This window comes from Streptomyces sp. SM18, from assembly GCF_002910775.2.
In the GTDB taxonomy this organism is placed as follows: domain Bacteria; phylum Actinomycetota; class Actinomycetes; order Streptomycetales; family Streptomycetaceae; genus Streptomyces; species Streptomyces halstedii.
In genome coordinates this window covers 5,891,895-5,912,508 of the sequence record NZ_CP029342.1, presented here as the reverse complement: position 1 = coordinate 5,912,508, position 20,614 = coordinate 5,891,895, and the positions used below count along the sequence as shown (strand labels likewise).

Sequence of the window (20,614 nt, the reverse complement as noted above, 5' to 3'; positions counted from 1 at the left end):
CGGGCCTCCCGCGACGTCTTCGGGATCGCCGGGACAGCCGCGCCGCCGTCGAGCGGGGGGTTCAGCTGAACGTGCGCCGATAGGTCTGCGGGCTGACACCGGTGGTGCGTCTGAAGCGGTCGCGGAAGGCGGTGGGTGAGCCGAAGCCGACCTGGCCGCCGATGCGTTCGACGGAGTGCTGCGTGGTTTCGAGGAGGTGCTGTGCCTGGCGGACGCGGGCCCGGTGGAGCCATTGGAGCGGAGTGGTGCCGGTCTGGTCGCGGAAGCGGCGGATCAGGGTCCGGGTGCTGGTCCCGGCCTGCTCGGCGATGTCGGCGAGGGTGAGGTCACGGACCATGTTCTGCCGCAGCCAGGTGAGCAGCGCCTCCAGTTCGGAGCCGTGCGGCTCGGGAGCGTGGTCGTGGACGATGAACTGCGCCTGCCCGCCCTCTCGTTCGAGGGGCATCACCGACAGCCGGGCGGCGTCTGCGGCGACGGCCGAGCCGTAGTCACGGCGGATCATGTGCAGGCACAGGTCCATGCCTGCGGCCGCGCCGGCCGAGGTGAGGAACTGGCCGTTGTCGACGTAGAGGACGTCCGGGTCGACTTCGACGGCCGGGTGGGTGGCGGCCAGAAGCCCGGCCGCACACCAGTGGGTCGTGACACGCAGCCCGTCGAGGAGCCCGGTGGCCGCCAACGGGAAAGTGCCCGCGCAGACGGAGGCGATCCGGGTGCCGGCGGCAGCGGCCGACCGCAGGGCGTCACGCACGGCGGTGGGGAGCGGGGCCGTGACATCGGCGACGCCCGGCACGATGATCGTGTCCGCGTCCTGGAGGCCCTCCAGGCCCCAGGGGGCGCGCAGGGTGAAGGCTCCTCCGGCGTCGATCTCGTCCCGCTCGGCACACACCCGGACCTGATAGCCGGGCCGCCCGTCGGGCAGGCGGGTCCGCGAGAAGACCTCGATCGGGGTGGACAGGTCGAACGGGATCACCTGGTCCAGCGCGAGAACGGCAACGGTGTGCATGGCCAGAACCTACCTGCCCTCCGGGCCGGACCGCACGGGCCTAATGCCCGGGGAGCTCCATGTCGTCACAGCTCACACCCTCCGCGACGGCGTTGGCACTATCCCGTTGAAAGCTGTCACCAGTGCCACTGGGCGACGTGGGCGACAGCCTGTTGACTTCGGAGTGTCCGACGGACGGCGCACACGCCGTCGAGGACCTCTTCGCCCACGAGCGGCGTGGGACCGTCTGGCGCGCCCAGGGTCTGACACCCACCCGCCCTCCGAGCGGTCGGCCCTTCGCGGATCAGCCGCCCGTCGTCGCTCTCCGCACAGTCAGGAATCCCATCCGCATGTCCATCGAAGGCACCTGGAACCCGTCCGTCTCCTCCCCCGTGGGCGAGATCGAGGCCGCGGCCGAACTCCGCGAGCGGGACGGCCCCCTGACCGGCGTCGCCCACGGAGCCGACGAGGGCGTACCACTCACCGGTATCTCCCCCGACGGAGACCGGACGGCCTGGAAGCAGGCCGTCGCCGAGCCCGCGCGGCAGACCCCGGCACTCGACGCGACGGGCGACGGCGACACCCTCCGGGATGCTTCCCGGGCCGGGCGCCTTCCGTCTTTGAAGGGCACCGGCGAGCGCCAGACCACCCCGGAGCACCAGGCGTGACCAAAATCCTTCTGTCCGTGCACGTCCTGGCCGCCGTCATCGCCGTCGGCCCGGTCACCGTCGCCGCGAGCATGTTCCCCACGACGCTGCGCCGCTCTCTCGGCGATCCCGGCGACAGTGACGCCCGCGCCACCCTGCGGACGCTGCACCGCATCTGCCGGGTCTACGCGGGCATCGGCATCGCCGTTCCCGTGTTCGGCTTCGCGACGGCCGGCAGTCTCGGCGTCCTCGGTGACACGTGGCTGATCGTCTCGATCCTGCTGACCGCGACGGCCGCCGGCGTGCTGGCGCTCCTGATCCTGCCCGCCCAGGACCGCGCCCTGGCCGAGACACGAGGTTCCGCTTCCTCGTCGTCGGCGCCGACCCCCGTCGTCCCGGGTCGCCTCGCCATGCTCACGGGCGTCTTCAACCTGCTCTGGACCACCGTCACCGTACTGATGATCATCCGTCCCGGCTCCACCACGGGAGCATGAGCATGCGCCTCAAGTCTCCGCGCCACCTGCGCGTCGCGGCCCACGCCGAGCTGATCTCGCTGATCGTGCTGCTGGCCAACGTGTTCACCGTCCACCTCAAGCCCGTCTCATCCTTGACGGGCCCCACCCACGGCTGCGCCTACCTGTTCGTCGTGATCGCGACCTGGCGCTTCGGCCGGGCCCCGGCCGCCGCCAAGGTCGTGGCCCTCGTTCCGGGCGTCGGCGGACTGCTCGCTCTGCGACAGCTCGCCCCCGGTGCTCCGGCCCGCGGCCGGACGGAAGGAGTCATCCCCTCATGACCCTCGTGTCACCGCTGATCGTGGGCATCGTCTACTGCTCGCTGATGTCACTGGTCAGAGAACCGCACCGGCGCCACTTCAACGCGATCATGGTGGGCGGAGCCGGAGCCGCCTATCTGAGCGGGGGCGGCTTCGGCCTGTGGGAGCTACCGTTCGTCGCGCTCATGGCGTACGTCGCCTACAGAGGGCTGGACTCCTGGACCTTCATCGGTATCGGCTGGCTGCTGCACACCGCGTGGGACGTGGCCCACTGGCTCAAGGGCAATCCGATCCTGCCGTTCGCGCACAACTCGTCCATGGGCTGCGCCCTCTGCGATCCCGTCATCGCCCTGTGGTGCCTGTGCGGAGGACCTTCACCGACCGCGCTCGTCCGCCGCCGGCGCAAGCCCGGCCGGACGACGGACCCGGTGCACGATCACGCCTCCGCCCCCTCCTGACCGACCGCTCCGGCGCCCCGCGATCCCATGAGCTGAGCCGTAGGACCCCACCGGCGCGAGCGGAGCGGGCGGGGCCGCCCGGTGACGGGCCATCACGGTCCGTACGCACGACTCCGCCCGCTCGGCAGGACGACCGGGCCGTGGCCGGTTCAGCCGAGGCCGAGGACGTCCATGGCGTGTTCGGCCATGCGCCGCTCCCCCAGCGCGTTGGGGTGTACGGGCACGATGTTGGTGCCGAACACCAGCGGCTCGATCCACCGCGTACCGGAGGCCTTGCACGCGTCGTGGCCCTCGGACACCTGCGTGAAGTCCACGTAGGTGGTCCCGGTCTCGGCGGCGGCGCGGGCGATGACGGCGTTCAGGTGCGCCTGGATCCCACGCAGGTACGGCACGTCCCCCGAGGCGACCGGCAGCTTCAGGAAGCAGGACGGGTCGGCGGTGGCGGGCATGATCCACGGGTAGCCGAGGGCCGCCACGCGGGCGCCGGGCGCCTTCGCGTGGACGTTCCGCAGCGCTTCCACCAGGGCGGGATAGGTGTTCGCCTCGATCTGGTCGTCGAAGTGGGTGCCCTTCTTGTCCTTGCAGGGGCTCCCCTTCCCGCCGCTGAGGACCCCTGCGGAGGCACACGCCGTGAGGGCGCTGACGAAGGTGCTGTTGTCGTTGCCGCCGATCGTCACGGTCACCAGGTCCGTGTCCGCGTTCAGAGCGTCCGACTGCGGGGCGACACCCGGGTACTGGGACTGGGCGAGGTGCTTGGTCTCGGCGGCCCCGCAGGTCACGTCCGTGAGGCGGGCACCCGTGGCGGAGGCGAGGACGTGGGGGTAGTTGGCCGTGGAGCGCAGACACAACGGGCTGCTGAGGTCGATGGGCAGCACGCCCGATCCCGCGCCGTAACTGTCGCCGAGGGCGACGTAGTCGAGGGGGGCGGCGGTCTGGGCGACGGCTCCGCCGGCGCTGAGCGCCAGCGCACCGACGGCAGCAATTGTCGCAGTCATGACATGACGCAGGGTTCGCTTCGGCATGGGCACTCGATTCTCGGTGGGGGCGGGTGCGGACGAGGCGCGTGCGGACGGGGCCGGACGGCCGTCCGGCTCCGGGACGTGAGGGTCGTGAGGGTTACCGCACGGTGCTACCGCTAGGTAATGTGCAGCCGCCCGGCGGGCACGTCAACGCCTCCGACCGGACTTCTCGCAAGCGTCCCGGACCGCGACCGGCACCTCCCGGCACCGCGAGCCTCGTCGAAGCGCTTCAATCATCGCCCCAACCGTGGCGGCTTCCGCGCCGACCCATTGACAGTGAGCTGGGCGGGTGCGAGTTTCGAAGCGCTTCAACCACGCGTCCCACCCACTCGCGCGATGTGCCCGACGCCCTCACCCGCACCCACCCCTCAGGACGGACATGACGTTCTTCGACAACCCGGTGATACCCGGCTTCAGCCCGGACCCGAGCATCTGCCGGGCCGGTGACGACTACTACCTGGCGACGTCCAGCTTCGAGTACGTGCCCGGGGTGCCGCTGTGGCACAGCCGCGACCTCGTGCACTGGCGGCTGATCGGCCATGCCCTGGAACGGCCGGAGCAGTTGGACCTGCCGGAGAGCACCGGGTCGTCGGGCGGGGTGTACGCGCCGACGCTCCGGTACCACGACGGCCGCTTCTGGATGATCACGACCGTCGTCGGCGGCGCGGGCACGGTGCTGGTGACCGCGACGAATCCGGCCGGGCCGTGGTCGGACCCGGTGACGGTGGACGTGCCGGGCATCGACCCGGATCTGGCGTGGGACGAGGACGGGACCTGCTGGTGCGTCTTCTCCCATGGGGGCATCCAGGGGGTGCGCGTCGATCCGGCGACGGGCGAACGGCTGGGCGAGCCGGTCGCGTTGTGGTCGGGCAGCGGGCTGCAGTACCCGGAGGGGCCGCACCTGTACCACGTGGGCGACTGGTGGTACCTGCTGCTGTCGGAGGGCGGTACGGAACGCGGCCACGCGATGTCGGTGGCGCGGGCACGTGCCCTGCCGGGGCCGTTCGAGCCGCATCCCGCCAACCCCGTGCTCTCCCACCGCAGTACGGACCACCCGGTGCAGAACACCGGGCACGGTGACCTGGTCCAGGCCGGGGACGGCACCTGGTGGATGGTGCTGCTCGGCACCCGGCCCCGGGGCGACACCCCGAAGTTCCACGGCATGGGCCGGGAGACGTTCCTGGTGCCGGTGCGGTGGGAGGACGGCTGGCCGCTGCCAGGACCGCTGGAGACGCGCGCCACGGCACCGGCGCTGGTGCCGCACCCCTGGCCGCCGGAGCCGGCCCGGGACGACTTCGACTCCCCCGTGGCGGCGCCCTGCTGGGTGACGCCCCGCAGGCTCGGCCCCGCCGCCGTCCGCCTGGACGAACGGCCGGGGCATCTGGTGCTGCACGCCCGCGCGGACAGCCTCGACACACCCGGCGCGGTCTTCGTGGGGCGGCGCCAGCGCGACCCCGACTGCTCCGCCCGCACCCTGGTCACGGTCGGTGAGGGCGGCCGGGGCGGGCTCGCGGTACGGCTGGACGAGGCGCACCACTACCGGGTGGAGGCGGGCGACGGCATGGTCCGCGCCGTCGCCCGGATCGGCCCGCTGTGCCACACCGTCGCCGAACGCCCCGCCCCCGACGGCCCGTTGACGCTGCGCATCGATGTCACCACCACCGTCACCCTGCCGCCCACGGTGACCGGGAAGGACGCCACGGTCCCGCCCGGCCTGCGCGTCGGCGCCCCGGATGCCCTGCGCCTGGGGTACGAGACGGCCGAGGGCGGCTTCGAGGTCCTGGCGGAGCTCGACGGCCGCTACCTCACCACCGAGGTCGCGGGCGGCTTCACCGGCCGGGTCGTCGGTATGTACGCCACCCGGGGCAGCGCGGCCTTCGACTGGTTCGAGCTGCGCCCCGCCTGACGGGGGCCGGGCGGCGCCCCGTGGGGGCCGCCCGGCCCGCCGGGTCCTCGCCGGGCGTGGCCCCCGCACCGGCGTGACCGTGACCCCGTCGCCTCCCGCCACGGCACAGCGTTCCGTGTGGCGTACCCGGCGTACGGCCTGACGGGCCGTCAGCCCCGGCCGTTGGAGTGAACCCCGCTCCGACCAGGCCACGCGCCGGGCAGGGATAGGCGCATCCGCGTTCCCGTCGCGGCCGGAACGACCGGTGGACGCGGAGGCGTGGAGTGAAAGGGGTTCTCATGCTCGGTCCACGGGCGACGCGGCCCAAGACCGCCGGGCCGCCCGGGCCACCCGGCACCGGGGGGACCCCGTCCACGGCCGGCGACGCCGCCGCGGCCGTGGACGCGTTCCTCGCGGCCCACCTCGGTGCCCGGCTGGAGGAGGCCCGCCAGGTGGACGCCGTGTTCGCCGAGGAGGTGGCGGGCCGGGTCGCCGCCTTCGTCCTGCGCGGCGGAAAGCGGCTCCGGTCGGCCTTCGTGTGGTGCGGCCGGCTGGCCGCCGGGCAGGCGGGCGACCCGGAGACACCGGTACGCGTCGGCGCGGCTCTCGAACTGCTCCAGGCCGCCGCGCTGATCCACGACGACGTCATGGACGGGTCGCCGGTGCGCCGGGGTGCGCCCGCCGTGCACGCGGACTTCGCCCGCGCGCACCGGGCCGGCGGGATGCGGGGTTCCGCCGCGTCCTTCTCCACCACGGCCGCCGTGCTCGCCGGTGACCTGGCGCTGGCCTGGGCCGACGACCTGTTCACCGAGACCGCGCTGTCCTCCCCGCAGGGGGACCGGCTGCTGCGGGAGTGGCGGGCGATGCGCGCGGAGATGGTGGCCGGTCAGTACCTCGACCTGCGGGCGCAGGCGACCGGTTCGTCGGACGGCGCCGAGGCGACGCGCATCGCGACGCTCAAGAGCGCGCTCTACACGGTGCAGCGGCCCCTCACCCTGGGCGCCGCGTCGGCCGCCGCCGACGCCCGCACCATGGAGGCGCTGAGGTCGGCCGGGCGGTGTGCCGGGCTCGCCTTCCAGCTCCGGGACGATCTGCTCGGCGCGTTCGGCGACCCGGCCGTCACGGGCAAACCGGCGGACGAGGACCTGCGCGGGCGCAAGCCCACCTATCTCCTCGCGGTCGCCGTGCGGTACGCCACCGAGTCGGGCGACACGGAGGCACTGGCCGCGCTGGCCCCCGACGCGGCCCGGCACCCGGAGGACTCGGTCGCCCGGATGCGCGCCGCCCTCGAACGTACGGGAGCGCGCGCGGAGGTGGAGAAGGAGATCGACGCCCTCGCCGCGGCGAGCCTGCGGCATTTCGCGGACGCCGGGGCGGACGCGGGTGCCCGGCGGGAGTTCGCCTGGTCGGTGGAGCGGGCCGTGGGCACGGTGCCCGTCGCCGGCGGGGAGGGCGTGTGAGGACGGTACCGGGTCCCACGGACCATGTGGTGGTGGTCGGCGCCGGGCTGTCCGGTCTCGCCGCCGCCCTGCACCTGCTCGGCGCGGGACGCCGGGTGACGCTCGTCGAGCGGGACGCGGGCCCCGGCGGCCGCGCGGGACGGCTGGAGCTGGGCGGGTACCAGTTGGACACCGGTCCCACGGTGCTGACCATGCCGCATCTGGCCGACGAGGCGTTCGCCGCCGTGGGCGACAGCCTGTACCGGCGCGTCGAGCTGATCCCGCTGCACCCGGCCTACCGGGCGCTGTTCGCGGACGGCAGCCGGCTGGACGTCCACACGGACGGCGAGGCCATGGAGTCCGAGGTCCGGCGGTTCGCCGGGGGCCGGGAGGCCGAGGGGTACCGCAGGCTGCGCCACTGGCTGGAGCGGCTGTACCGGGCGCAGATGCGCCGCTTCATCGACACCAACTTCGACTCCCCCTTCCAGCTCCTGCACCCGGACCTGGCCCGGCTGGCCGCGCTGGGCGGGTTCGGCCGGCTCGACCCGCGGATCGGCGGGTTCCTCTCCGATCCCCGGCTGCGCCGGGTGTTCTCCTTCCAGTCGCTCTACGCCGGGGTGGCGCCCGCGCGGGCGCTCGCCGCCTACGCCGTGATCGCGTACATGGACACGGTGGCGGGCGTCTGGTTCCCCAAGGGCGGGATGCACGCGCTGCCCCGGGCGATGGCGGACGCGGCGGCCGACGCCGGGGCGCGGCTGCGCTGGTCGTCCGAGGTGACCCGGCTGGAGCACGCGGCGGGCCGGGTGCGGGCCGTCCGGCTGGCCTCGGGCGAGCGCATCGCCTGCGACGCGCTCGTCCTGACCGCCGACCTCCCCGTCGCCCACCGCCTCCTGGGCCGGGCGCCACGCCGCCCGGTCGCCCTGCGCCACTCCCCCTCGGCCGTGGTCCTGCACGCGGGCACGGACCGCACCTGGCCGGAACTGGCGCACCACACACTGTCGTTCGGCGGCGCCTGGGAACGCACCTTCGACGAACTCACCCGGCGGGGAGAGCTGATGAGCGACCCCTCGCTGCTGCTCACCCGGCCGACCACGCACGATCCGTCGCTGGCGCCGGACGGCAAGCACCTGCACTACGTCCTGGCCCCGTGCCCCAACACCACGACCGGCCCGTCGGCGGACGCCTGGCACGGTCTGGGGCCCCGGTACCGGGACAGTCTGCTGGCCGAGCTGGAGCGCCGGGGGCTCGACGGCTTCGGCGCCTCGCTCGACCGGGAGCTGCTGGTGACGCCGGTGGACTGGACGGCGCGGGGCCATGGGGCGGGCACCCCGTTCTCGCTGGCGCACACGTTCGCGCAGACCGGTCCGTTCCGGCCGCGCAACCTCGTGCGGGACTACGACAACGTCGTACTCGCCGGGTGCGGGACGACGCCCGGGGTGGGGGTGCCGACCGTGCTCGTCAGCGGGAAGCTCGCCGCGGCGCGCGTCACCGGGCTCCGGCCCCCGAAGGCGGCGCGGCGGCCGCGTGCCGCCGTCCCGGCCGTGTCGTCGAAGGGCAGCCCGTGAACCGCCGCGCGCACGTCGTCGAGGAGCCCCCGGTGAACCGCCGCGAGCTGGACGCGGCCGGGATCACCGGGGCCGCCCTGCGCGACGCCTACGCCCGGTGCCGGGCGCTGAACGCCCGGCACGGGCGGACGTACTTCCTGGCGACCCGGCTGCTGCCCCTGGAGCGGCGGTGCGCGGTGCACGCGCTGTACGGCTTCGCCCGGTGGGCGGACGACATCGTGGACGACCTGGACCGCAGGGAGCCCCCACCGGAACGCGACCGGCTGCTGCGCCTCCTGGAGGACGACCTGGCGCACGGCCTGCGCACGGGCGGCGGCGACGAGCCGGTGGTGCGGGCGGTCGCGGACACCGCCGGGCGCTACGCCATCGCCCCCGGGCTGTTCGCGGACTTCCTGGCGTCGATGCGTAGCGATCTCACCGTCACGGACTACCCGACGTACACGGATCTGCGGGCCTACATGCACGGTTCGGCCGCCGTGATCGGCCTCCAGATGCTTCCGGTGCTGGGGACGGTCGTGGACCGTGAGGAGGCGGCCCCGCACGCGGCCGCCCTCGGGGTGGCCTTCCAGTTGACGAACTTCCTGCGGGACGTGGGTGAGGACCTGGACCGGGGGCGGGTGTACCTGCCGGCGGACCTGCTCGCCGCGCACGGGGTGGCGCGCCCGCTGCTGGAGTGGAGCCGCCGTACCGGGCGCCGCGATCCCCGGATCCGGGCGGCGCTGGTCGAGGCCGAGGCGATGACCCGGGCCGTCTACCGGGACGCCGAGCCGGGCATCGCCATGCTCGATCCGCGGGTGCGGCCGTGCATCCGTACGGCGTTCACGCTGTACGGCGCCATCCTGGACGCGGTGGCCGACGCCGACTACGCGGTGCTGCACGGGCGTGCCGTCGTCCCGCGCGGGCGCCGGGCGGCCACCGCGGCGGCCGGGCTGGTACGGGTGCTGGCGGCGCGGACGCGTACCCGGCCCGCGGCCGCGCCGGGTGCGAGCAGAGCGGAAGGGACGAGGCGATGAGCGCACGGCACGGGAGATCGTGGACCCCGCCGCTGCGGGTACGGCGGGCCCCGGCCTGGGAGCGGCAGGCCCCGACCTGGCGGGAGGCGCGGCCGGGCCTGATCGCGGGGGCGCTGGAGCGGGCCTCGGCGCGGCCGTCGGACAACTGGTACGTCGTCGGCGCGTCGCGGGAGGTCGGGTCCCGTGAGCGGCCGTACGGCCGGACCGTGGCCGGGGAGGAGGTCGTCCTGTGGCGGGCCGGGGACGGTTCGCTGCGGGCGGGGCCCGGGGTGTGCCCGCATCTGGGGGCTCCGTTGCGGGACAGCCGGGTGGTGTGCGGGACGCTGCTCTGCCACTGGCACGGGCTGGCCCTGAACGGGGGGCCGCTCGCCGGGTGGGAGCCCTATCCGGTGTACGACGACGGGGTGCTGGTGTGGGTGCGGCTGGACGCGGCCGGGAGCGAGCGGGCGTCGGGGCGGCCGGTGGTGCCGGTGCGGCCGGATGCCGGGGGCGCGGTGGAGGCGGTGTTCACGGCGGTGGGCCGGTGCGAGCCCGAGGACGTCGTGGCCAACCGGCTCGACCCCTGGCACGGGTCCTGGTTCCACCCGTACGCGTTCGTCGGGCTGAAGGTGCTCGGCACGCCCGGCGGCGACGGGGGCGACGGGGCCGACGCGGACGACGGGTTCACCGTCGAGGTGTCGTTCAAGGTCGCGGGCCGGCTGGTGGTGCCGGTGCGCGCCGTGTTCACGGCCCCCGGGCCCCGTACGGTCGTCATGCGCATCACGGACGGGGAGGGGGCCGGTTCGGTGGTGGAGACCCATGCCACGCCGCTCACCGCGCCGGGCGCGGCCGAGCCGCGTACGGCGGTGGTCGAGGCGGTCGTCGCGGCCTCGGACCGGCGGGGGTTCGCCCTGGCGCGCGCCGCCGCGCCGCTGCTGCGTCCGCTGATGCGGGGCACGGCGGGGCGCCTCTGGCGCGACGACCTGGCCTATGCCGAGCGGCGCTGGGCGCTGCGGAGCACCGGTCGGTTCATCGGCTGACGCTCCGTCAACATCCGTCGTGGTCAGTGCCGTCCGGCCCGGCGCGCGAGGGCGGCGAGGGTGCGGGAGCGGCCGGACCGGGGGACGGTCCAGAGCGTCTGGCCGCGGACGCCCCAGTCGGCGAGCAGCGCGTTGGCGGCGAGGAAGCCGGAGGTCGCCGCGCGTTCCATGAGGGCGACGGGCAGGCCGGTGCGGACGAGGTCGCCGGCCAGCACGACGCGCGGGTGGGGCGTGCGGACGGCGGGCCGCCGGTGGTGGCCGCCGACGGCGAAGACGGGGCAGTCGGCGCGCCATTCGTGGCGGGCGTCGACGATCCGGGCGTCGGCGGTCTCCGGGTAGACCTCGTGCAGCCGGTCCACGATGTGGCGTTGGACCCGCTTGGGTTCGGCGTCCTCGGGGACGGCGTAGGCGTGCAGTTCGACGACGCTGCCGCCGGTCCGCGCGGACCGGCGGGCGGCCTCGCCCTCCCAGCGGTCCAGGACGCTGATGTTGTCCAGGCCGTCGTAGCCGCTGGTGCCGAGGAATCCCGGGCGGTCCGCGCGTACGGGCCGGTCGAGCCACAGCCGGGAGACGAGGAACGGGGGCGCGGTGCGCAGCGCGGCGACGTCCGCGCGCCAGCCCGGGTCCCCCAACTCCTCGGAGGCGGCGACGACATGGCGAAGCCCGGTGGTGTCGAGGGCGAGGACGACGGCCTGGTGGCGGTCGGCCGCGCCGTCGTGCTCCACGGTCAGGGTGGTGTCCGGGGCGGGGCGGATCCGGTGGACCGGGGTGCCGGTGCGCACGTCGGCGCCGAGCCGCCGCAGATAGCCGGCGAGCGGTTCCCAGAGGGCCTGGGGGAAGGGTTCGCGCGGTACGTCGAAGAGGAGCCCCTCGGACGAGCCGAGGAAGTAGATGTGGAACATCAACAGCAGTTCGGCGGCGGACAGTTCGCGGGGGTCGGCGAAGAAGCTGCGGGAGAACACCTCGAAGGCCAGGTGGTGGGCGGCCTCGGGGAAGTTGATCCGGCGTAGGAAGTCCTCGGCGCTGATGTGGTCGAAGCGCTCGTACACCTCGGGGACCCGCACGTCGAGGAGGGGCAGCGCGGCGCGGGCGTCCATCGCGGCGAGGTCGCGCGGGCCGAACGTCGGGCTGAGGGCGACGAATCCGAGCGCGCTCCAGGGCGGGGTCCTGGGCACGCGCGCGAAGCTGTCGGACAGGCCGTCGCGGTGGCGCAGCGGATAGTCGGGCAGCGGAGTGAGGCCGGAGAGCGAGGGGTCCGTACGGCGCAGCAGGCCGCGCAGGTTGTAGTACTGGCGGAAGAAGGCGTGGAAGCCGCGGCTCATGGTCGCGCCGGTGCCGTCCGTGAGGTGGACGGGCCATCCCGCGAGGCGTCCGCCGAGGGTGTCCTCGCGTTCGTACAGCGTCACGCGGACACCGCGTTCGGCGAGGGCGGTGGCGGCGGCGAGACCGGCGATGCCGCCGCCGACGACGGCGGTGGACGGGGCGTCGCCGGTGAGGCGTTCGCGCCCCGGCGGCGGGGCGATCACCTCGGCGCGGCGGTCGCGTCCATGGCGGTCGGCGGGCGGGCGGGCGCGTCTCATGGTGCCTCCGTCCGGGCGAGGAAGGTGTGGACGAGGCCGGTCTGCCAGCCCGAGGCGGGGGCGGTGCGGACGAACGGGAATCCGGCCCGGCTGATCCGCGCGGCGAAGGCGGGGGCGGTGTCGAAGTCGAGGACGCTGCGCCACAGATGGCGGTAGAGCGCGCGGTCCCCGGTCAGGGTGCCCGCCGGGATGATCACTCCCCGGCAGACGGCGTGCCACAGCGCCCGGTGGACGGGTGAGCCGCTGAGGGTGTACTCGTGCGCCACCAGCCGGCCGCCGGGCCGCAGCAGGGCCCGCACGGTGTCGAGGACCGGTCCGGGCGCGGTGACGTTGCGGAAGAGGTAGGCGGCGAAGACCGCGTCGTAGGGGCCGGCGTCGCGGTCGGCGGTGCGGAGCGCTTCCGCCGACCGGTGCAGGAACCGTACGTTCGGCGGCCAGCGTTTGGCGCGGGCCCGCTCCAGCATGCCGGCCGAGGCGTCCACCGCCGTGATCCGGGCGAGCGGCGCCGCCCGCAGCAGCGCCCGTGTCGAGGCGCCCGTACCGCAGCCGAGGTCGAGCACCCGCAGGCCGCGTCCGCCGTCCGGCAGGCGCAGCCGGTCCGCCGAGCGGATCAGGTCGCCGCGGTAGCCGGGGTTCAGCGCGGTGAGACGGTCGTAGCTGAGCGACGCGTGGTCGAACGCGTGCGCGAGGTCATGGTCGCGCAACAGGGTCATCGGGGGCTCTCTTCGGATCGGCCGGTGTCCCGGCGGGCGAGGAAGGGCAGTTCGGCAGCGGTGCGGAGCATCGGTCCCACGGGGGTGCGCAGCCCGATGCCGAAGTCCTCCCAGGGCGTGCTTCCGCCGTCGAGGAAGCGCAGCAGCCGTTCCATGGGCACTCGGCGGAAGAGGTCGGTGAAGAAGCGCGGGCCGTCCACCCGCCCGGTGTCCAGGGCGCGCAGCAGGACGGCGTCCATGGCGAGCTGTCGGCGGCCGTGCGGCGGGGGGACGTCCGGGCGGCCGTGGCGCAGGGCGGCGGCGACGGCCCGGCTCTGGCGCTGGACGGCGGCGAAGGTGTAGCCGGTGGCCGGGCGGGTGGCGCCCCCGGCGGCCCCGATCCGGAAGACGGCGGGCCCGGTACGGCGGGGGAAGCGGGCGTCGGTCATCGGGATGACGCCCTGCTCGGCGGAGTCCACGGTGAGCGGGCCGAGGCGCAGGACCTCGGCCGTGTAGTGCCGCAGGGCCGTCTCGTAGGCGGGGGTGGTCAGCGGGGTCCGGGAGAACTCGGTGTACTCCACCAGCGCCCGGTCCGGTGCGAGGGGCAGGACGTAGCCGAAGGCCAGTCCATGGCGCGGCTGGGGCACCCGGAAGTCCATGAGGTCGGCGACGCCGGGGTCGAACCGGGGGGCCGCGGTGCGCACGAACCAGCCCCGGAAGTGCTGGAGCAGCAGGGTGCGGTGCGCGGGTACGGTCCGCACCGGCCGGGAGTCGAAGACATGGCGGCCGCGCAGGATGAGCGGCTTCCCGTCCTCGGCCGTGCAGCGCACCTCGGCCCCGTACGGCGCCTCGCGCACCTCGTGGGCGGTGGCGCGTACGAGGCGGGCGCCGGGGCGGGCCGCCAGCCGGGCGTGGACCAGCTGTTCGAAACGGGCCGACCTGACCATGCGGTAGCGCAGGGGGGCGGGGTCCGACTCCACGGTGGTGCCGTCCGCGCCGCGCACCCGCAGCCGTGTCCAGGACGCGGTGACGGCGTCCTCGAAGTCCCCGGTGCCCGCCTCCCAGTAGCACCAGGTCCGCTCCGGGGGCCGCAGCGGCCCGTCCGGTGCCTCGACCACGGTCACGCTCGTCGGGAGGGCGGGGCCCTCGGTGAGCCGGTGCGCCAGGCAGAGCCCGGCCGCGCCGCCGCCCAGGACGACGACGCCGTCCGCCGCGTCCCCGGCGGCGCGGGCGGGACCGGCGGGGCTCACCGGGGCGGCCTCCGGGTCCCGGGCCGCCCGTTCACGGCCGGGGGGCGCGGGCCGCCGCGCGGTCGGCCAGTACCTCGCGCGCCGCCCGGCTGCCGGAGGCCAGCGCGCCCTGGACGGACCCGGTGGCCCGGTGGTCCCCGCAGACGTACCGGCCCGGCGCGAAGCGGGTGGTGCGGCTCAGCGGCCAGGGCGGACGCATCGCGGGCAGCGCGCCCTCGACCGTGTACGCGGCGACCGGGTCCCAGGCGCTCGTGTCGGTGTCGTACAGCTCGGCCAGCCGGGCGCGCACCGTCTTCTCACCGCCCGCCGGGCCGCCGCCCAGGACCGAGGTGGACACCAGGGCGGTGCCGGGCGGGGCGTAGGTGGGGGCGGCCTCGGTCAGGACACAGCTGTTCAGGACGGCCAGGGAGCTGTCGACGACCAGCGTCGGTTCGCTCAGCGGCGACTTCCCGGCCGCGTGGTAGTACGTCGTCACCGTGCGCCCGTCCGGGACCTCCAGGCCGGGCAGCAGACGGGCGGCCGTGGTGGCGTCGGTGGCCACGACGACGGCGGCCGCCGGGCGTTCTTGTCCGTCCGCCAGGAGCACCCCGGAACCGGTGAGGTCCGCGACGGGCGTGCCGAGCCGCAGGGCGCCTTCCGGAAGGCGGACGGCGAGCTGTTCCGGCACCGCGCCGATGCCCCGGGCGGGCAGGCAGAGGGTGCCGCGTGCCATGCTCCGCCAGACCAGGTGCAGGAAGCGGGCGGAGGTCTCCAGCCCCTCTTCCAGGAACACCCCGGACAGGAACGGCCGTACGAGGTCCTCGATCGCGTCCGGGGACAGCCCGGCGCGGACGAGCGCGGCCGAAGCGGAGCGGTCGGGCATGTGGGCCAGGCGTTTCGCCGGGAGCAGGGCGTCACGCGCGGTGAGGACGGCGAGCGCGGCGAGGTCGCGTGCCGAGAGGACCCGTCCGGGCAGCAGGTGCGCCGCGTCGCCCGGACACCGGGTGGGGTCGGTGAGGCGGACCCGGCCCGAGCGCGTCCGGGCGACGACGCCCGGGGTGAACGGCCGCAGGCGCAGCGAGCGCAGGTCGAGGCGGGCCTTCACCTGCGGATAGGAGGTGTTGAAGACCTGGAAGCCCCGGTCGAGCAGGAAGCCGTCCCTGCGGTCGGTGCGCATCCGGCCGCCCACCGCGTCGGACGCCTCCAGCAGTTCGACGCGCAGACCCGCGCTCCGGAGGTCGAGGGCGCAGGCCAGGCCGGCCAGTCCCGCGCCGACCACGACGGCGTCCGGTGGTGGTGGCTGCTGTCGGTTCGTCATCCGTTCCCCTCGGCCGCTCCGTCCCCGTACAGCCACACAGCTGACGGTGCGTCAACTCGATCACGATCCGGGAGCCGAAGCGAGCCGCCTCCACGGACATCGCCTCATCGTGTGACCCGTATGCCCGCCGCCGACCGGGTACCGGGTCCGGAAGCGCGGCCGGTGCCGGGGGGCGGCGCCCGCCGCGACCTGGCACCCTCGTCCGTACACCGACGACCACGACCGCCGACACCGAGGAGTCCCCATGTCCAAGCCGCCGCTTCCCCCCGAAGCCGTGGAACTGCTGCGCCGCCCCAACCCGTGCGTCGTCGCCACGCTGCGCGCGGACGGCGCTCCGGTCTCCACGGCCACCTGGTACCTGTGGGACGACGGCCGGGTGCTGATCAACATGGACGAGGGCCGGGTCCGGCTGAAGCACCTGCGCAACGACCCGCGCATCACCCTCACCGTGCTCGCCGACGACGACTGGTACACCCATGTCACCCTCATCGGGCGCGTCGCCGAGATGCACGACGACGAGGGCCTCACCGACATCGACCGGCTCTCCACCCACTACACGGGCAAGCCGTACCCGGAGCGGAGCCGCACCCGGGTGAGTGCCTGGGTCGAGGTCGAGCGGTGGCACGGCTGGGGCACGCTGAAGGACAGCGACCAGGCGTCCACCTGACGCACCCCGGCCGGCCCCGTGACGGGCAACAGCGGAAGAGGCCGGTCCGGCGCCCGTGGGCGTCGGACCGGCCTCTTCGCGGTACCGGGCGGGATTCGGCCCGCGCGGAGCCGGGGAGCCGGGTCAGTCCGTGCCGGACTCCATCGCGGCGCGGTCCAGCATGGCCTCGTCGTCGGAGACCTCGCCACGGGACGCGATGGCCTCGGCGCCGCCCTCCGGCATGGCGCCGATGAGGCCGGTCGCGGCGGCCTGCGCGGCGCCGATGGCGGGGTTGGCGGTGCCGATGAGGCCGATCCCGGCGTACTGCTCCAGCTTGGCGCGCGAGTCCGCGATGTCGAGGTTGCGCATGGTGAGCTGGCCGATCCGGTCCACCGGGCCGAACGCCGAGTCCTCGGTGCGCTCCATGGACAGCTTGTCCGGGTGGTAGCTGAACGCGGGGCCCGAGGTGTCGAGGATCGAGTAGTCCTCGCCGCGCCGCAGCCGCAGTGTCACCTCGCCGGTGACCGCCGCGCCGACCCAGCGCTGGAGCGACTCGCGCACCATCAGCGCCTGCGGGTCCAGCCAGCGGCCCTCGTACATGAGACGGCCGAGGCGCCGGCCCTCGTTGTGGTACTGGGCGAGGGTGTCCTCGTTGTGGATCGCGTTGACCAGGCGCTCGTACGCGGCGTGCAGCAGGGCCATGCCGGGCGCCTCGTAGATGCCCCGGCTCTTGGCCTCGATGATCCGGTTCTCGATCTGGTCCGACATGCCCATGCCGTGGCGGCCGCCGATGGCGTTGGCCTCCATGACGAGATCGACCGCGGAGCCGAACTCCTTGCCGTTGATCGTCACCGGCCGGCCCTGCTCGAAGCCGATGGTCACGTCCTCGGTCTCGATCTCGACCGACGGGTCCCAGAACCGCACGCCCATGATCGGCTCGACGGTCTCCACACCGGTGTTCAGGTGCTCCAGCGTCTTGGCCTCGTGGGTGGCGCCCCAGATGTTGGCGTCGGTGGAGTACGCCTTCTCCGTGCTGTCGCGGTAGGGCAGCTCATGGGCGAGCAGCCACTCCGACATCTCCTTGCGGCCGCCCAGCTCGGTCACGAAGTCCGCGTCGAGCCAGGGCTTGTAGATCCGCAGGTTCGGGTTGGCGAGCAGGCCGTAGCGGTAGAACCGCTCGATGTCGTTGCCCTTGAAGGTGGAGCCGTCGCCCCAGATCTGCACGTCGTCCTCCAGCATCGCCCGGACCAGGAGCGTGCCGGTGACGGCGCGGCCCAGCGGGGTGGTGTTGAAGTAGGCACGCCCGCCGGAGCGGATGTGGAACGCCCCGCAGGTGAGCGCGGCCAGGCCCTCCTCGACCAGCGCGGCACGGCAGTCGACCAGCCGCGCGATCTCGGCCCCGTACGCCTGAGCGCGGCCGGGCACCGAGGCGATGTCGGGCTCGTCGTACTGGCCGATGTCGGCGGTGTAGGTGCACGGGACGGCACCCTTGTCGCGCATCCACGCGACCGCGACCGAGGTGTCGAGGCCGCCCGAGAAGGCGATGCCGACGCGCTCGCCGGCCGGAAGGGAGGTGAGGACCTTAGACATAGGAAGAGTATGCATGATTACGCATGACCATGCAAAACCGCTTCGATTCGAATGCCTCCGGGAGCCCCGGATGGACAGAACCTCACTCCCACGCGACCCCTCACGGCCGTCGGCGCAGGTCCAGCTCCGCGCACACCGTCTTGCCGACCGGCACCCGGTCGCGTACGCACCACCGGTCCGCCAGCGCCCTGACCAGGAGCAGGCCGCGCCCGGAGAGGTCGTCGGCCGTGGGCTCGGCAAGGCCCTCCGGAAGGGACGGGCGGCTCTCGCCGCGCGCGTCGGAGACCTCGATCCGGAGGACGGCACCCGGCACCCGGGTCAGGCGCAGCTCGAAGTCCCTGCCCGGGACGCGGCCGTGCGTCACGGCATTGGCGGCCAGCTCGGCGACGACCAGCGTGGCGGCGTCGGCGAGGTCACTGCCGTACGCGACGCCCCAGCGGTCCAGCTGGAGGGCGGCGAGACGGCGGGCGAGCCTGGCCCCGCGCGGGGTGGAGCTGAAACGCTGGGTGAAGGTGTGCGGGGTGGCGGGGTGCGCCGTGGCGGGCGTGACGGGGGTATTCATGTCGGCCAATCTGGCCCGCGATCCGAACCGGCTCCAGCGCAGACACCCGTACGCTGAGTGAGCGTACGGGTACCGACTGTGGACAGTAAGGGCCCCGTCACACCACCATGGGCGGATTGCGGCACGAGCACGGAGGTGGGCGGCGTGGACCAGGCGTCGGACGGGGCGGTAGTCGACTGCGGTGCGCAGGCCGCCGGGGGCACGGAACCGGAAGGTTCGGACAGCCTGAAGACCTTCGGTGCCGTGGTGCAGGCCTTCCGAAAACGGGCCCGGCTGACCCAGGAACAGTTCGCCCCCCGGGTGCGGTACTCGGTGCCGACCGTCGCTTCCATCGAGCAGGGCCGCCGGTTCCCGCCCGCCGACTTCGTGGACCGTGCCGAAGAGGTCCTGGACGCCTTCGGGTCGCTGCGGGCTGCGGCACGGCATCTGTCCCGGCGGCCGGGTCTCGCGAGCTGGTTCCGGCAGTGGGCGAGGCTGGAGGCGGAGGCGATCAACCTCTACACGTACGAGTGCCGGTTGGTTCCGGGGTTGTTGCAGACGGAGGCGTATGCGCGGAACCTGTTCGTCAACCAGTTGCCGTTGCTGAGCGAGCAGCAGGTTGAAGAGCAGTTGGCGGCCCGACTGGGTCGACAGCAGCTACTGCGGGGGAAGTCGGGTACGACGTACAGCTTCATCCTTGAGGAGCATCTCTTTCTGCGGCAGACGGGCGGGGTGGGTACGACCCGGGAACTCTTGGACCAAGTGCTCGCGCTCGCGGAGTTGAGGAACATCGAGATCCAGCTCATGCGGGTGGTGAAGCATGACCATGCTGGACTGCACGGGCCAGTGCAGTTGTTGGAGACGCCGGACAACAAGTGGCTGGGATACTGCGAGGGGCAGGAAAGTGGCCAGTTCGTCTCTGACGCCAAAGTGGTCAGCACGCTCCAGATGCGGTATGCCAGGATGCGGTCACAGGCACTTTCCCTAGAGGAATCCTTGAGCCTGTTGCGGCAGATGCGAGGAGCAGCATGAGCACCACCAACTTGGTCTGGTTCAAGAGCAGCTACAGCAGTGGCTCCGGCGACAGCTGTGTGGAGGTGGCCACCGGTCCCGGAACGGTCCACGTCCGGGACTCCAAGGACGAGCAGAGCCCCGAACTCGCCCTCTCCCCCGCCTCCTGGGCCCACTTCGTCTCGTACGCGGCGCTGGGCTGAACTCACGCCGGAGTACCAGACCCACGTCGGCGCGCGTGGGGCCGGGGTTACAGACACCTCGCTCCGGCCCCGTCTCCGCCACCACGACCGATGAGTGCGAAGTACCTCACTGCGAAAGGTAATTCGGTCGCGCCTGCCTCGGTGAGCCACTAGCTTCCGTCTGTGCCGAACGAGGTACGGCTACGGGACGAGAGAGGTCGGACATGAGCACCGAGGGCACACGGACCGATCGATTGGGCCTGCTGCTCGGCCAGTTCGACCAGGCACGGGAGATGGCCCAGGTACGGCTGGCGGGGCTCGGTGACGAGGAGCACCTGTGGGAGCCGGTGGCCGGGTGCTGGTCGCTCCGGCCCCGGGACGAGGCGGTGACGCCCCAGGCGTATGGGCCCGGCGCCTGGGTCATCGACAAGGGCGCTCCTGACATCCCGTCGAGCGAATACGCCGAGGTCGCCCGGCAGGCAGCCGGCGGCATGACGATCGGCAAGATCGCCGACGACTGGAGCGTGAGCGTCGAACGGGTCGAGGAAGTCCTCGCCCACACCGGGACGCCGGGCCCCGACGAAACGCCGATCACCACCATCGCCTGGCGCCTGGCGCACCTGCACTCCTTCTTCGCGGGCCAGTGGGAGTGGACCTTCGGTGAGCGGCGGCAGGATCCCCATCTGCTGGTCGACTTCACACCGTCCGCCGGGCTGTCGCTTGAGCGGTTCTGGGCGTTGATCAACCGTTGGCGCGAGAACGTCGGCGCCGTCACCGAGGAACAGCTCGACACGGTCGGCTTCTCGCAGTACCCGTACGGCTCCGACCGCGACGATCCGTACATCGCCGTGCTGGCGGGGGCCAACCTCGAATTCATCCACCACATGGCCGAGATCGCGTTGCTCCGTGACCTGTGGCGGACCCGGTTCACCACGGGTGGGTGGAACCACGGCTCCAGGGACCGGTGACGGCGCTCCGCGCCCTCCCTCCGCCCGCAGTGCGCCGGCCTGAGGACTCAGTCGGCAA

The 20,614-nt window shown here is 73.7% G+C and carries 21 protein-coding genes; 13 read left to right on the top strand and 8 right to left on the bottom strand.

The window, feature by feature from the left end; translation table 11 throughout:
* Positions 1-61: 61 nt before the first annotated feature.
* Positions 62-1,003 carry a GlxA family transcriptional regulator gene (locus B9S64_RS26450; protein WP_103492874.1) on the bottom strand — a complete coding sequence of 314 codons (942 nt, stop codon included), beginning with the start codon at positions 1,001-1,003 and terminating at the stop codon, positions 62-64.
* 329 nt (positions 1,004-1,332) lie between these two features.
* Between B9S64_RS26450 and B9S64_RS26445 the strand changes: the two genes are divergently transcribed.
* From B9S64_RS26445 to B9S64_RS26430, 4 genes are read left to right on the top strand one after another with little or no spacing between them, the layout of a single operon-like run.
* Complete coding sequence (locus tag B9S64_RS26445) at positions 1,333-1,650, top strand: hypothetical protein (protein WP_103492875.1); 318 nt, start codon at positions 1,333-1,335, stop codon at positions 1,648-1,650.
* Positions 1,647-2,123 carry a DUF2269 family protein gene (locus tag B9S64_RS26440; RefSeq protein ID WP_103492876.1) on the top strand — a complete coding sequence of 159 codons (477 nt, stop codon included), beginning with the start codon at positions 1,647-1,649 and terminating at the stop codon, positions 2,121-2,123. The genes B9S64_RS26445 and B9S64_RS26440 overlap by 4 nt, the downstream gene beginning before the upstream one ends.
* A 2-nt stretch (positions 2,124-2,125) precedes the next feature.
* Positions 2,126-2,422: a DUF3817 domain-containing protein gene (locus B9S64_RS26435; protein ID WP_309136930.1), complete on the top strand. Its 297-nt coding sequence runs from the start codon at positions 2,126-2,128 to the stop codon at positions 2,420-2,422.
* The gene (locus tag B9S64_RS26430; RefSeq protein WP_103492878.1) at positions 2,419-2,859 is read left to right on the top strand and encodes a DUF6010 family protein; all 441 of its coding nucleotides are present in this window, start codon (positions 2,419-2,421) and stop codon (positions 2,857-2,859) included. The genes B9S64_RS26435 and B9S64_RS26430 overlap by 4 nt, the downstream gene beginning before the upstream one ends.
* A 149-nt stretch (positions 2,860-3,008) precedes the next feature.
* Here the strand turns inward: B9S64_RS26430 and B9S64_RS26425 are convergent, their stop codons facing one another.
* Positions 3,009-3,881: an SGNH/GDSL hydrolase family protein gene (locus B9S64_RS26425; RefSeq protein WP_103492879.1), complete on the bottom strand. Its 873-nt coding sequence runs from the start codon at positions 3,879-3,881 to the stop codon at positions 3,009-3,011.
* 376 nt (positions 3,882-4,257) lie between these two features.
* On the opposite strand from B9S64_RS26425, the gene B9S64_RS26420 reads away from it, so the two are divergent.
* The 5 genes from B9S64_RS26420 to B9S64_RS26400 all read left to right on the top strand — a co-directional run bounded on the left by B9S64_RS26420 (position 4,258) and on the right by B9S64_RS26400 (position 10,799).
* Complete coding sequence (locus B9S64_RS26420) at positions 4,258-5,784, top strand: glycoside hydrolase family 43 protein (RefSeq protein WP_103492880.1); 1,527 nt, start codon at positions 4,258-4,260, stop codon at positions 5,782-5,784.
* A gap of 278 nt (positions 5,785-6,062) precedes the next feature.
* Complete coding sequence (locus B9S64_RS26415) at positions 6,063-7,223, top strand: polyprenyl synthetase family protein (RefSeq protein WP_103492881.1); 1,161 nt, start codon at positions 6,063-6,065, stop codon at positions 7,221-7,223.
* Positions 7,220-8,767 (top strand): phytoene desaturase family protein, encoded by a 1,548-nt coding sequence (gene crtI, locus B9S64_RS26410; RefSeq protein ID WP_103492882.1) that lies wholly within the window; start codon positions 7,220-7,222, stop codon positions 8,765-8,767. Before B9S64_RS26415 ends, crtI begins: the two co-directional genes overlap by 4 nt.
* Before the next feature lie 32 nt (positions 8,768-8,799).
* Entirely contained in the window at positions 8,800-9,780 is a 981-nt protein-coding gene (locus B9S64_RS26405) for a phytoene/squalene synthase family protein (protein WP_109492239.1), read from the top strand.
* Positions 9,777-10,799 (top strand): DUF5914 domain-containing protein, encoded by a 1,023-nt coding sequence (locus B9S64_RS26400; RefSeq protein WP_109492138.1) that lies wholly within the window; start codon positions 9,777-9,779, stop codon positions 10,797-10,799. The genes B9S64_RS26405 and B9S64_RS26400 overlap by 4 nt, the downstream gene beginning before the upstream one ends.
* A 23-nt stretch (positions 10,800-10,822) precedes the next feature.
* Here B9S64_RS26400 and B9S64_RS26395 read toward each other — a convergent pair whose 3' ends face one another.
* From B9S64_RS26395 to B9S64_RS26380, 4 genes are read right to left on the bottom strand one after another with little or no spacing between them, the layout of a single operon-like run.
* Entirely contained in the window at positions 10,823-12,379 is a 1,557-nt protein-coding gene (locus B9S64_RS26395; RefSeq protein WP_103505061.1) for an FAD-dependent oxidoreductase, read from the bottom strand.
* On the bottom strand, positions 12,376-13,092 hold the full coding sequence (locus B9S64_RS26390; protein ID WP_103488644.1) for a methyltransferase domain-containing protein: 717 nt from the start codon (positions 13,090-13,092) through the stop codon (positions 12,376-12,378). Before B9S64_RS26390 ends, B9S64_RS26395 begins: the two co-directional genes overlap by 4 nt.
* On the bottom strand, positions 13,089-14,321 hold the full coding sequence (locus B9S64_RS26385; RefSeq protein WP_109492137.1) for a lycopene cyclase family protein: 1,233 nt from the start codon (positions 14,319-14,321) through the stop codon (positions 13,089-13,091). The genes B9S64_RS26390 and B9S64_RS26385 overlap by 4 nt, the downstream gene beginning before the upstream one ends.
* Before the next feature lie 31 nt (positions 14,322-14,352).
* Entirely contained in the window at positions 14,353-15,618 is a 1,266-nt protein-coding gene (locus B9S64_RS26380) for an NAD(P)/FAD-dependent oxidoreductase (protein WP_109492136.1), read from the bottom strand.
* A 244-nt stretch (positions 15,619-15,862) separates the two neighbouring features.
* Between B9S64_RS26380 and B9S64_RS26375 the strand changes: the two genes are divergently transcribed.
* On the top strand, positions 15,863-16,285 hold the full coding sequence (locus B9S64_RS26375) for a PPOX class F420-dependent oxidoreductase (protein WP_103489875.1): 423 nt from the start codon (positions 15,863-15,865) through the stop codon (positions 16,283-16,285).
* 123 nt (positions 16,286-16,408) lie between these two features.
* Here B9S64_RS26375 and argG read toward each other — a convergent pair whose 3' ends face one another.
* Both argG and B9S64_RS26365 read right to left on the bottom strand, forming a co-directional pair.
* Entirely contained in the window at positions 16,409-17,854 is a 1,446-nt protein-coding gene (gene argG, locus B9S64_RS26370; RefSeq protein WP_028440940.1) for an argininosuccinate synthase, read from the bottom strand.
* A gap of 100 nt (positions 17,855-17,954) precedes the next feature.
* Entirely contained in the window at positions 17,955-18,416 is a 462-nt protein-coding gene (locus B9S64_RS26365) for an ATP-binding protein (protein ID WP_103489873.1), read from the bottom strand.
* A gap of 144 nt (positions 18,417-18,560) precedes the next feature.
* Here B9S64_RS26365 and B9S64_RS26360 point away from each other — a divergent pair, with 144 nt between their 5' ends.
* The 3 genes from B9S64_RS26360 to B9S64_RS26350 all read left to right on the top strand — a co-directional run bounded on the left by B9S64_RS26360 (position 18,561) and on the right by B9S64_RS26350 (position 20,556).
* Positions 18,561-19,427 carry a helix-turn-helix transcriptional regulator gene (locus tag B9S64_RS26360; RefSeq protein ID WP_219818761.1) on the top strand — a complete coding sequence of 289 codons (867 nt, stop codon included), beginning with the start codon at positions 18,561-18,563 and terminating at the stop codon, positions 19,425-19,427.
* Positions 19,424-19,609, top strand: a complete 186-nt coding sequence (locus B9S64_RS26355) for a DUF397 domain-containing protein (RefSeq protein ID WP_103489869.1) — start codon at positions 19,424-19,426, stop codon at positions 19,607-19,609. The genes B9S64_RS26360 and B9S64_RS26355 overlap by 4 nt, the downstream gene beginning before the upstream one ends.
* Positions 19,610-19,812: 203 nt before the next feature.
* Positions 19,813-20,556: a DinB family protein gene (locus B9S64_RS26350; protein WP_103489868.1), complete on the top strand. Its 744-nt coding sequence runs from the start codon at positions 19,813-19,815 to the stop codon at positions 20,554-20,556.
* Positions 20,557-20,614 lie beyond the last annotated feature (58 nt).